An 11,609-nucleotide genomic window follows, 5' to 3' on the forward strand; every position below is an offset into this window, starting at 1 on the left:
GGAGCTGCTGCAGCACGCGTTCAGCCGGCTCTATGAGGAGCAGCCTGGGGCATTGTACGAGAAGGTCGAGAATGCGCTGTTGCGTTCGGCTTATCAGTTCTGCCATTACAACCAGGTGCATACCGCGCAGCTGCTCGGCTTGTCGCGCAATGTCACGCGCACCCGGCTGATCGCGATCGGTGAGCTGGTGGTCAACAAGCGCCGGGGGCCGGAGCAGCCGCTCGACAATCGGGTGCTGCGGTTGTCGATTTAGGGGGCTGGCCGTGCAGGCCACAGGCTTTTGCGGCGCGCTCACTATCGAGCGCCGCCCGCGCGGCGCTCGATAGTGAGGGCGCCCGAGAAGCCTGTGGCTAGCACCCGCTATGCACTCCTCACAATCAATTCGCCAACCGCCTGAACACCCACGCCGACACCCCGCACATCAGCGCACACACCAGCATCACCGTGGCGATATCCGCCACCGAGGTCTCGGCCCGCCCATCCACCCCGGCCAACACCCCAAGCATCACCCCTGCCAGGCTCACCGACATGGCCATGCTCAACTGCACCGACATCGCCGACAGCGAGCTGGCCGCCGCCGAGCGCTCGCCCGGTACATCCTGATAACTCGCCGCACCCAAGGTCGAAAACTGCAACGAACGCACCACCCCCGCGACAAACAGCACCAGCGCCATCAACCACACCGCCGTGTCCCGGTCGAATGTCGCACACAGGGCAATACCCAGGCCGCACAGCAGGGCATTGCAACTGAGCACCCGCCGATAGCCGAAGCGGCGCACCAGCGGCACCGCCAGGAGCTTCATCAGCAGCGCACCGACACCGCCACTGACCACCAGGCACCCGGCGGCCAAGGGGCTCATGCCCAGGCAGTTCTGCAACAGCAGGATCAGCAGGAACGGCTGCGCCGCCGAGCCCAACCGAAACAGCCCGCCACCCGCGTGGGCGACGCCGAAACTGCGCAAGCGCAACAACGACAGATCGACCAGCGGGCTGGGATGGCGCCGCGCGTGCAGCCAATAGCCCAATCCGCAGAGCACGCCGCCCGCGATCAAGCCCAACGCCCACGCGCGCGGCAGTTGCCCGAGCCCCAGCGACTCCAGGCCGAACACCAGCATCGCCAGCGCCCCGCCGCTGAGCAGCAGGCCACGGTAGTCCAGCGCAGGCACCGCGCGCGGTGGAAAGTCCGGCACATGCTTGAGGATCAGCACGCAGCCCACCAGGCAGATCGGCAGGTTGATCAGGAAGATCCAGTGCCACGACAACAGCGTCACCAGCACACCACCGAGCAACGGCCCCAGCAGCGGCCCGACCAACGCGGGCAACGCCAGCCAGGACATCGACTGCAGCAGCTGGTCGCGGCTCGACCAGCGCAGGATGATCACCTGCCCCACCGGGGTCATCAGCGCGCCCGCCGCGCCCTGCAGCATGCGCCCCAGGCACAGTTGCCAGAGCGACTCGGCAAAGGCGCAGGCCAGTGACGCGGTGGTGAACAGCCCCATCGCCAGCAGCATCACCTGGCGCGGCCTGAACCGCTCGGCGGCCCAGCCACTGAGCGGCACGCACAGGGCCAGCGCGAGCATGTACACCGACACCACCAGGTTCATGCGCAAGCCAGGCTCGCCGAAGTCGGCGGCCATGCTGGGCAGCGCGGTCATCACCGCCGTACTGTCGAGCAACTCCATGAACAATGCGGCGCCGATGATCACCGGCACCTTGGGGCTTTGCAGATGGCCGACCAGGGGGGCCGGCTGGGCCGTCAAAACCGCCCCGAGACGGCGGGCCGGGCGGGGAAACGTTGGGGGGCGATCATGAGCGGTCCTTGGCTGGCAATGTTCCTGAGGGCAGGCGTGGCGCGCCTGCACGGCCCAGGAGACGCCGTCGACCATTGCAGGAGTTATGCCGGGTCTGCACTGCCCGTTTTTACTGGGGCGCAGCTTGCTGGAAGTGAACGCTCGCCAACACATTGTTGGGTGGCTGTTGCCCAGGCAACACCTGATGGCCCTGAGCAAATCGCCCGGCCCGCCTCTCAAGGGAACAGCAGCAGGCCAGCGGGGTCGGACAAAAAGGACAGGAGCGTGTTCCGATCACAACCCTGCAGGCCATGCACACGGATGACCGATGGACAGCGACTCGGCACGGCTTCCAGATGAGGTTAGGAATTATTACCGAGCCGCCGCACTTTCCCGACACGCCGTGGTCTACTGCCTCTTTTGCCGCTGATGACTCACCGCCGGCCGTTTATTCGCACTGCATGACGCCGGGCCAAACGCCCCGTGCTTGTGTAGGATGAGCAGCGCAAACCAAGGCGCTGCCAGAGAGGGAGAACTACATGCGCGTCCTGTCATCCGTTGCCTGCCTGGCCCTGCTTTCGGTGGGCCTGGGCGTTTCTGCCGGGGCCCAGGCCTTTACCGGCGAAGAGGGGCAACTGATCGAGTCGATCAACGTCTACCGCAGCCAGGCCCAGCGCTGTGGCGACCAAGGCTCGCTGGAACTGCCACCGCTGAGCAGCGACACACGCCTGGCGCTGTCGCCCGAGGGCACCCGCGACCTGCAGCAGGCGATGACCCGCGCGGCCTACCCGATGGTCAATGTCCAGGCCATCAGCCTGTCTGGCCCGCGCGACGCCAAGTCGGCGATGAACGCCATTGCCGAAAGCTTCTGCCAGGTGGTGCTGGATCCGCAGTTCGTCGACATCGGCGTCAGCCAGGAAGGCCGCGACTGGCGCATCGTCCTCGCCCGACCGTTGCTGACCGGGCGCCTGGGCGACTGGCAAGCCGAGGGGCAAAAGCTCCTGCAAGAGATCAACGCCGCGCGCAAGGTACCGCGTCAGTGTGGCGGTCAGCCGTTCGCCGGCGCGCCCGCCTTGAGCTGGAGCACGACCTTGGCCGGGGTGGCCGCGACCCATACGCGGGCCATGGCCAACCAGAACTTCTTCGACCACATCGACCGCGACGGACGCACCCCAGGTGACCGCGCCGAGCTGGCCGGCTACCTGTACCAGCAGATCGGCGAAAACATCGCGGCAGGGCGTGATACCCCGCGCAAGGTGGTCGACGGCTGGCTGGCCAGCCCTGGGCATTGTGCGACATTGATGAACCCGGACTACCGCGAGTTAGGCGCTGCGTATGCGGTGGACCCGAAGAGCGATGCCGGCATCTACTGGACCGGGCTGTTCGGCACGCCACAGTAATCTCAGCTGTTGTGGCTGCGCCGCCCTTCAGGCTTGGCGTAGACTGGCGTCCACCCACAGAAGGAAGGACCGCCCATGGCCCTGGACACCTGGCTCATCTACCTGCTCGCCAGCATCGGCCTGTCGTTGACCCCAGGTCCGAACAGCCTGCTGGCGCTGACCCATGGCGCACTGTATGGCGCGCGCCGCACGCTGTTCACCATTGCGGGTGGGGTGTTCGGCTTCAGTGCGCTGATCGCCCTCACCATGTTTGGCCTGAGCGCCCTGCTGCAAACCTCGGCGGGCGTGTTGCAGGTGCTGAAATGGGTCGGCGGGGCGTACCTGGTGTGGCTGGGGATCCAGCTCTGGCGCAGCCCGGCGATGCACCTTGAGCTGTCGCAAGGCGCGGCGCGCCTGAGCAATGTCGGCCTGCTCCGCCAAGGGTTTCTTTCGGCCATGGCCAACCCCAAGGTGCTGCTGTTCTACGGGGCCTTCCTGCCACAGTTCATCGACCCACAGCGGGGGTTGCTGGTGCAGTTCGTGGTGATGGCCGCGACCTTTGCCACTGTCGAGTGCGGTGTTGAATACCTGCTGGCACGCCTGGCGTTTCGGATTCGCCCTTGGCTGGCCAAGGGCGGCACCGGGTTCAATCGCTGCTGTGGTGGGCTGTTCGCCCTGATCGGTGTAGCGCTGCCACTGGGGCGGTGACTGGCCGATTCGCGGGGCAAGTCGCATCGGCGCACCGCCGCTCCCACAGGATAGCGTCGCTCCTCTGGTCAGCGGAGATCCTGTGGGAGCGGGCTTGCCCCGCGAAGAGGCCGGGACTGCCAATCAAATTCTGGCGCTGACGCGCTGTACCGCCCTTATAAACAAGCGAGAGCGCAGCGATTCGCCAGCCGTTGCCCTGGCCCTTGATCTGGCCCTTGATCTGGCTTGTGATCTTGATCTACTGCGACTTCAGGAGGCCGAACGGAGGTCTTGCGGAGTGAGGTGACGGCCATGGATGGCCGGCAAGCGCCGCGGGCCAGGAAGGCCCGTCCGGCGCGGTCCTCACGGGAGCAAGACCGGAGTGAGGGAACCCGTAGCGCAGCGAAGGGCCGGATGCAGGAGCAAGCGGTTTTTGGTTACTTTTTTCCAAGAAAAAAAGTGACCCGCCGTAAGGGCGGAAGGGGCCAGCAGCAGCACCCCATCAACCGGACAAGCTCAACAATCGAAACGCGCCCCCACCGGCAACTATCCCAATAATCCGTGAAGAACCCTATTCACGGGACAAGCGCTGATACTGTGGGAGCGGCCTTGCCGGGGCGCCGGACCGGTCGGAAAGGGCTGCGGAGCGGCCCCTCTCAGCCCCGCCGCGATACCATCAGGAACATCACCAGCGCCAGCACGGGCAGCCCGGCACCGACCATCGCCACCCCGTGCCAGCCAAACTGCGCATACAAGGGGCTGGCGACCGCCGAGCCCGCCGCCCCGCCGAGAAAGATACTGGTCATGTACAGCGCATTCAGCCGGCCACGGCTGGCAGGGTCCAGCGCATACACTTCACGCTGGCCGATGACCATGTTCATCTGCACCGCAAAGTCCAGCAGCACCCCGGTCAGACCCAAGCCGATCACCGTATAACCTGGCGCGCTCAGGCCAAGCAGCAAGGCCAGCGGTGCCAGCAGCAGCGCCAGCAACGACCCGCGCCGCGCATGCCCTGCATCCGCCAGGCGTCCCGCCAGCGGTGCGGCAATCGCCCCCACCGCGCCGACCAGGGCGAACAGCGCGATCTGGCTCTGCGACAAGCCATGCTCACCCGCCAGCGCCATCGGCACCGCCGTCCAGTACAGGCTGAACGCACCGAACATCAACGCCTGGTACACCGAGCGCTGGCGCAACAGCGGGTAGCGTCGCAGCAGGCTGACCAGCGACGCCATCAGCTGGGCATAACTGGCCTGGTGATCCGGCACCCGCCGCGGCAAGGTCATGGCCAGCAGCAGGATGATCGCCAGCATCACCCCGGCAGCGCCGATGAACACCGTGCGCCAGCCGAAGTGATCAGCGACCAGGCTCGACAACGGGCGGGCCAGGAGAATCCCCAACAACAAGCCGCCCATGATGTTGCCCACGACGCGGCCACGCTGCTGCTCTGGCGCCAGGTGCGCCGCCAGCGGGATGAGCATCTGCACCGACACCGAGCTGAAGCCGATCAGCAAGGCATAGCCGAGAAACAGCGCGCCCTGGCCATTGCCGCTGGTACCCGCCAACACCAGGCTGGCGCAGGCCATGACTGCCGTAGCGATCATCAGTCGGCGGTTTTCCACCAGGTCAGCCAGCGGCACCAGCAACAACAGCCCCAAGGCATAGCCGAGCTGGGTCAGCGAGACGATCAGGCTGGCGTGTTCGCTGGACAGGCCCAGCTCCGGTGCGATCAGGCCGACGATGGGCTGGGCATAGTAGATGTTGGCGACGATGGCGCCGCAGCAGAACGCCAGCAGGGTCACCAGGGCCCGGCTGAGGCCTGCGGTTGACGGCTGGGGAACAGCGAGGGAGGGGTTCATTGCAAGTGCCTCGGCAATTGACGGGATATGCCGGGCACCTTACCGAGGCGTCACGGCCGAGAGAATCCAGGGCCTGCGCAATGCGCCTTTGCGCCTGGCGCAACGCGACGGCTCAGGGCGTCAGCAACGCCTCGCAGAAACCGATGAACGCTTGCACCCGGCGCGAACCGCGATGGTTGGGCAGGTACAGGGCGTTTATGCCACAGCTGGCGGTACCGGGGCTGATCTGCCAATCGTCGAACAACCGCTGCAAGCGCCCGGCCTCGACGTCTTCGCCCACCAGCCAGTCGGCCAGCAGGGCAATCCCGCTGCCCGCCAGCGCCGCCTCGCGCAGCAGGTCGGCATTGGCGCTGCGCAACGGACCACTGACCTCCAGCTGCAGCGCCTCCTCGCCCCGGCGCAGGCGCCAGGCGCGCCCAGACTGGCCATAGCGAAAGCGCAGGCAGGCCTGCTCCAGCAGTTGCCCAGGGTGAATAAGCGGCGCGCGTTCGCCCAGGTAACCGGGGCTGGCAACCAGCCAACGCTCGAACCGCCCGAGGCGACGGCACACCAGCTCATCACTCGGCGCCGGTTCGCCGAGACGGATCGACAGGTCATAGCGGCCGTCGAGCAAGTCATCGAAGCGGTCACTCAGGTCGATGTCCAGCTCCAGCCCCGGGTGCTCGGCGAGAAACCGCCCCAGGTGCGGCGCGATCACCCGCCGGCCGAACTCCACCGGCAGGCACAGGCGCAGCACCCCGACCGGCTCCTCGCCGCGGTCGGCGACACTGGCATCGGCCTCGGCCAGGGCTTCGAGGATCTCCCGCGCGCGGGCGTAGTAACCGGTGCCCGCCTCGGTCAGGCTGACCTGGCGGGTCGAACGGTTGAGCAAGGTGGCGCCGAGTTCGGCCTCCAGCGCATCCACCAGGCGCGTCACCGACGAGGTGGCGACCCCGAGCTTGCGCGCGGCCGCTGAGAACCCGCGGGCCTCGACGGTGGCCATGAACGTCTTGATCGCCAGCAGCTTGTCCATCGGCTTTTTCTGTCTGCCTAAACCCGGAACCTTCCTACAATCAGGGTCCGGAATCAAGAAACCGCGAGATGCCCATGCCTGACAATCTGTTTGCCGCCCTTCCCCACCTCGATGCGCAAGCCGCCGAGCAGGTCGATGACTTGCTGAGCCGGCCGGGGCTGCGCATCGAACGCATCGTTTCCAGCGGCCAGGCCAGCCCCGAAGGGTTCTGGTACGACCAGGAAGAGGCGGAATGGGTGCTGCTGCTCAGCGGCAGCGCAGGATTACGGCTCGAGCACGAAGCAGACACGCGCGTACTGCGTGCCGGGGACCATCTCGAGATACCGGCGCATTGCCGGCATCGGGTGGAATGGACCGAGCCAGGGGTGAGGACCGTGTGGCTGGCAATCTTCTATCCCCCGTGACCATACCGCCCAGCGCGATACGACTACGACCAACGTCGCATTTGCGAAATTTTCACAACTCGAAAAACAGCTTGTTTAGTGACAAATTCGCCGCGTGATCTAGTCTTTTCCGGGCATGTTGCCAAGTTCAACCCTGCGACAATCGGCCCTATTCAAGAATGTACTAACTTGTTAATTAGCTTGCTAAGGGCTTAAACTGTGCGCATTCCACCTGCGAGATTCCTGGCATGAACGAAACACCGCGCGCCTCTGGCGCCTCGACATTCATTCTGGTCGGTTTGGGCGTCGTGATCGCCCTGCTTGGCCTCCTCCTGGCTGCTGGCGGCATCAAGCTGGCCGGTCTGGGCGGTTCCTGGTACTTCCTGATCGGCGGCCTGGCCATGGCCATCGCCGGTATCCTGATCGCCCGCCGCAAGGTCGCTGGCGCCTGGCTGTTCGCGGCATTCCTGATCGGCACCGCCATCTGGGCCGTGGTTGACACCGGCCTGGTGTTCTGGCCGCTGTTCTCGCGGCTGTTCATGTTCGCCGCGATCGGCGTGGTCGTGGCCCTGGTCTACCCGACCCTGGTCCGCGCCAACGGCCGCAGCACTGGCCGTGCTGCCTACGGCGTAGCCGCCGTGCTCGGCGTGGCGGTGGTGATCGCTGCGGGCAACATGTTCGTTGCTCACCCAAGCGTCGCCCCGACCGGCAACGGCCCGGGCATGACCCCGGTCGAGCCAGCCAAAGCCCAGAAAGACTGGGCTCACTACGGCAATACCGAAGGTGGCAGCCGCTTTGCCGCGCTTGACCAGATCAACCGCGACAACGTCGACAAGCTCAAGGTCGCCTGGACCTACCACACCGGTGACGTCGCCATCAGCGATGGCAACGGCGCGGAAGACCAGCTGACCCCGCTGCAGGTTGGCAACAAGGTGTTCATCTGCACCCCGCACAACAACCTGATCGCACTTGACGCCGACACCGGCAAAGAGCTGTGGAAAAACGCCATCAACGCCCAGTCCAAGGTCTGGCAGCGTTGCCGTGGCATGGCCTACTTCGACGCGACCGCGCCGCTGGCCCAACCGACCCAGCCAAACAGCTCGCCGATCGCTGCGGCCAGCGTCGCCGCCGGTGCCAACTGCCAGCGTCGCCTGCTGACCAACACCATCGACGGTCGCCTGATCGCGGTCGACGCCGACACTGGCGAGTTCTGCCAGGGCTTTGGTGACAACGGCCAGGTCAACCTGATGGCCGGCCTGGGCAACGTCCCGGACTCCTACTACCAGCTGTCGTCCGCGCCGCTGATGGCCGGCACCACCGTGGTGGTTGGCGGGCGTATCGCCGACAACGTCCAGACCGACATGCCAGGCGGCGTGATCCGTGGTTTCGACGTGATCACCGGGCAAATGCGCTGGGCCTTCGACCCGGGCAACCCTGAAGACCGCAACGCGCCGGCCGACGGCAGCACTTATGTGCGCAGCACGCCGAACAGCTGGGCGCCGATGTCCTACGACCCGGCGATGAACACCGTGTTCCTGCCGATGGGCTCCTCGTCCACCGACATCTATGGTGTCGAGCGCAGCAAGCTGGACCACACCTACGGTGCTTCGGTCCTGGCCCTGGACGCCACCACCGGTAACGAGAAGTGGGTCTACCAGACGGTCCACAACGACCTGTGGGACTTCGACCTGCCGATGCAGCCGAGCCTGATCGACTTCACCAAGGACGACGGCCAGACCGTGCCTGCGGTGGTGATCGGCACCAAGGCCGGGCAGATCTACGTGCTCGACCGCGCCACCGGCAAGCCGCTAACCCAGGTTGACGAAGTACCGGTCAAGCCAAGCAACATCCCTAACGAGCCGTACTCGCCGACCCAGCCCAAGTCTGTCGGCATGCCGCAGATCGGCGCGCAGACCCTGACCGAGTCGGACATGTGGGGTGCTACCCCGTATGACCAGCTGCTGTGCCGCATCGACTTCAAGAAGATGCGCTACGACGGCCTGTACACCGCGCCGGGCACCGACCTGTCGCTGAGCTTCCCTGGTTCGCTGGGTGGCATGAACTGGGGCAGCATCTCGACGGATCCGGTGAATGGCTTCATCTTCGTCAACGACATGCGCCTGGGCCTGTGGATCCAGATGATCCCGTCGCAGAACCAGGGCAAGGCCGCTGGCGGTGGCGAAGCACTGAACACCGGCATGGGCGCCGTGCCGCTCAAGGGCACTCCATACGCGGTGAACAAGAACCGCTTCCTGTCGATCGCCGGTATCCCGTGCCAGGCCCCGCCGTTCGGCACCCTGACCGCCATCGACATGAAGACCCGCCAGGTTGCCTGGCAGGTGCCAGTCGGCACCGTCGAAGACACCGGCCCGCTGGGCATCCGCATGCACCTGCCGATCAAGGTCGGCCTGCCAACCCTGGGCGGCACCCTGTCGACCCAAGGCGGCCTGATCTTCATCGCCGGTACCCAGGACTTCTACCTGCGCGCCTACAACAGCGCCAACGGTGAAGAAGTCTGGAAAGCCCGCCTGCCCGTCGGCAGCCAGGGTGGCCCGATGACCTACGTTTCGCCGAAGACTGGCAAGCAGTACGTGGTCATCACCGCCGGTGGCGCGCGTCAGTCGACCGACCGTGGCGATTACGTGATTTCTTACGCCCTGCCGTAAACCACGTCGCCTGCTTCGCCGGCAGGCCCGCTCCCCACGTGGGGGCGGGCCTGCTCCGCGAAGCGGCCCTTACAGATACCCTGAATGTCCCAGGAAAGCGCCGCAATGTACTCCGCGTTTCAGTTCACCCCTACCCGTCTCACCGCCGGCCTGCTGATGGCCCTGGCCAGCACCAGCGCCCTGGCTGAAGCCGACCTGATGAACCGCAGCACCCTGACCGGGGACTGGGGCGGCCTGCGTCACCAGCTCGAAGACGACGGCGTCAAGTTCACCGCCGACTACAGTGGCGAGACGGCCTACAACGCCCACGGCGGCCTGCACCGTTCGGCGCGTTACTCGCAGAACATCAAGCTCGGCGTGCAGTTCGACCTGTCCAAGCTGTACGGCCTGGAAAACGGCGGCAAGGTTCAGTTGAGCGTCAACGACCGTCGCGGCAACAGCGCCTCCGAAGACCTGGTCGGCAACCGCTTGCCGATCCAGGAAAACTACGGTGGCCTGTACACCCGCCTGACCGAGCTGAGCTACGAGCGCAACTTCACCCCGGCGCTGAACGTCAAGCTTGGCTACATGGCCATGGGCAATGACATTGGCGTGCTGGACACCGGCATCCTCTGCAACTTCATGAACGCCGGCTTCTGCGGTCACCCGCTGAACATGTCCGGTGGCAGCGGCTGGACCAACTACCCCAACGCCCACCTCGGTGCGCGGGTCAAGTACGACCTGTCGTCGGCCTGGCAGCTGCGCGTGGCGGCGTTCAACGTCGACCCCGAGAGCAACGGCAACTCCAGCCGCGCCTGGCACCTTGGCCCCAAGCACACCACAGGTACCGTGGTGCCGGTGGAGCTGGTGTACAAGCTGCAGGCCGAGCTGCCGGGTGAGTACAAGCTGGGTTACTACTACGACAGCTCCAACGTAAAACGCATCGGTAGCAGCGATGAAGTCGCCGGCCGTGGCGGTCACTACCTGGTGTTCGACCAGGCGGTGTGGAACGACCCGAGCTCGCCGGGCCGCAGCCTGCATGCGTTTGGTCAGTACTCGGCGTCGAGCAAGGCCGCCTCGCCGTTCACCAAGTGGTACGGCGCCGGCGTGGTGCTGTACAAGCCGTTCGAAGGGCGTCCTCGCGACACCCTGGCGCTGGGCTATGGGCGCGCCGTGCCTAACCCGCGCAGCCGTGAGGTGCTGGAAGACGCGGCCCTGGCCAGCGGCCAGGGCTTCCCGGACATCGACAGCGCCGAGCAGTTGATCGAGCTGAGCTATGGCTACCAGGCGACGCCTTGGCTGAACCTGCGTCCGGACGTGCAGTACATCATCGAGCCGGGGGCGTTCTCCGGGGCCAACATCGACAATGCGTTGGTGGTAGGTCTGCAGGTCAAGGCCAGCTTCTGACCTGAGTTGATGTGCCGTCTGTTGCACCCTCATCGCGGGCAAGCCCGCTCCTACGGGAGCGGGCTTGCCCGCGATGAGGCGCTACGCGGTCAACCCGCCCTGAGATACTCGACCAGCCTCAGCAACATCGCATCACACCCCGCCAACTGCTCGACACTGACGAACTCGTCCGGCTTGTGCCCCTGCTCCATGCTCCCCGGCCCGCACACCACGGTCGGTATCCCCGCCTGATCGAACAGCCCGCCTTCGGTACCAAACGCCACGGTACCAAACTCCGTAGAGCCACTGAGCAATGCCACCAACCGCGCCGCATCGCTGTCCGCCGGCGTGGCCAACCCGGGATAGGCACTCAACGGCTGTAGCCGAATATCACTCCCGGCATTCACCGCCCGCATGCGCGGCAACAGTTCTGCCTCGGCGTAGGTCTGCAACTGATCGGCGACCCCTTGC

The 11,609-nt window shown here is 65.8% G+C and carries 9 protein-coding genes and 1 pseudogene; 6 read left to right on the forward strand and 4 right to left on the reverse strand.

Translation table 11 applies throughout. The annotated features are described in order from the left end of the window. Window positions 1–253 (forward strand): annotated as a pseudogene (locus CCOS865_RS12010) (sigma-54-dependent Fis family transcriptional regulator); the annotation flags it as partial. 124 nt (window positions 254–377) lie between these two features. Here CCOS865_RS12010 and CCOS865_RS12015 read toward each other — a convergent pair. Continuing rightward, window positions 378–1,760 (reverse strand): MFS transporter, encoded by a 1,383-nt coding sequence (locus CCOS865_RS12015; protein WP_119141013.1) that lies wholly within the window; start codon window positions 1,758–1,760, stop codon window positions 378–380. A 569-nt stretch (window positions 1,761–2,329) separates the two neighbouring features. Between CCOS865_RS12015 and CCOS865_RS12020 the strand changes: the two genes are divergently transcribed. Beyond that, the gene (locus CCOS865_RS12020; RefSeq protein WP_119141015.1) at window positions 2,330–3,190 is read left to right on the forward strand and encodes a CAP domain-containing protein; all 861 of its coding nucleotides are present in this window, start codon (window positions 2,330–2,332) and stop codon (window positions 3,188–3,190) included. A gap of 75 nt (window positions 3,191–3,265) precedes the next feature. Next, the gene (locus CCOS865_RS12025) at window positions 3,266–3,877 is read left to right on the forward strand and encodes a LysE family translocator (protein ID WP_119141017.1); all 612 of its coding nucleotides are present in this window, start codon (window positions 3,266–3,268) and stop codon (window positions 3,875–3,877) included. Window positions 3,878–4,512: 635 nt separating this feature from the next. Here CCOS865_RS12025 and CCOS865_RS12035 read toward each other — a convergent pair. Together CCOS865_RS12035 and CCOS865_RS12040 are read right to left on the reverse strand one after the other, a co-directional pair. Further along, window positions 4,513–5,712: an MFS transporter gene (locus CCOS865_RS12035; RefSeq protein ID WP_119141019.1), complete on the reverse strand. Its 1,200-nt coding sequence runs from the start codon at window positions 5,710–5,712 to the stop codon at window positions 4,513–4,515. Between the two features lie 112 nt (window positions 5,713–5,824). Next, a complete protein-coding gene (locus CCOS865_RS12040; protein ID WP_119141021.1) occupies window positions 5,825–6,724 on the reverse strand; it encodes a LysR family transcriptional regulator in 900 nt (299 codons plus the stop codon). A 74-nt stretch (window positions 6,725–6,798) separates the two neighbouring features. On the opposite strand from CCOS865_RS12040, the gene CCOS865_RS12045 reads away from it, so the two are divergent. From CCOS865_RS12045 to CCOS865_RS12055, 3 genes are all read left to right on the forward strand, one after another. Beyond that, the gene (locus CCOS865_RS12045) at window positions 6,799–7,128 is read left to right on the forward strand and encodes a cupin domain-containing protein (protein ID WP_415842669.1); all 330 of its coding nucleotides are present in this window, start codon (window positions 6,799–6,801) and stop codon (window positions 7,126–7,128) included. A 227-nt stretch (window positions 7,129–7,355) separates the two neighbouring features. After that, window positions 7,356–9,773 (forward strand): glucose/quinate/shikimate family membrane-bound PQQ-dependent dehydrogenase, encoded by a 2,418-nt coding sequence (locus tag CCOS865_RS12050; protein ID WP_119141025.1) that lies wholly within the window; start codon window positions 7,356–7,358, stop codon window positions 9,771–9,773. A 105-nt stretch (window positions 9,774–9,878) separates the two neighbouring features. After that, on the forward strand, window positions 9,879–11,159 hold the full coding sequence (locus CCOS865_RS12055; protein WP_119141027.1) for a carbohydrate porin: 1,281 nt from the start codon (window positions 9,879–9,881) through the stop codon (window positions 11,157–11,159). A gap of 89 nt (window positions 11,160–11,248) precedes the next feature. Here CCOS865_RS12055 and CCOS865_RS12060 read toward each other — a convergent pair. After that, window positions 11,249–11,609 (reverse strand): M20/M25/M40 family metallo-hydrolase (locus CCOS865_RS12060; RefSeq protein WP_119141029.1); only part of this gene is annotated, 361 nt, incomplete at its 5' end.

Origin of the sequence: Pseudomonas reidholzensis (assembly GCF_900536025.1) — a bacterium.
GTDB classification, from domain to species: Bacteria; Pseudomonadota; Gammaproteobacteria; order Pseudomonadales; family Pseudomonadaceae; genus Aquipseudomonas; species Aquipseudomonas reidholzensis.

Coding starts and splice junctions, on each gene's coding strand:
- CCOS865_RS12020 (WP_119141015.1), top strand. CDS start 2,330: ATGCGCGTCCTGTCATCCGTTGCCTGCCTGGCCCTGCTTTCGGTGGGC.
- CCOS865_RS12025 (WP_119141017.1), top strand. CDS start 3,266: ATGGCCCTGGACACCTGGCTCATCTACCTGCTCGCCAGCATCGGCCTG.
- CCOS865_RS12035 (WP_119141019.1), bottom strand. CDS start 5,712: ATGAACCCCTCCCTCGCTGTTCCCCAGCCGTCAACCGCAGGCCTCAGC.
- CCOS865_RS12040 (WP_119141021.1), bottom strand. CDS start 6,724: ATGGACAAGCTGCTGGCGATCAAGACGTTCATGGCCACCGTCGAGGCC.
- CCOS865_RS12045 (WP_415842669.1), top strand. CDS start 6,799: ATGCCTGACAATCTGTTTGCCGCCCTTCCCCACCTCGATGCGCAAGCC.
- CCOS865_RS12050 (WP_119141025.1), top strand. CDS start 7,356: ATGAACGAAACACCGCGCGCCTCTGGCGCCTCGACATTCATTCTGGTC.
- CCOS865_RS12055 (WP_119141027.1), top strand. CDS start 9,879: ATGTACTCCGCGTTTCAGTTCACCCCTACCCGTCTCACCGCCGGCCTG.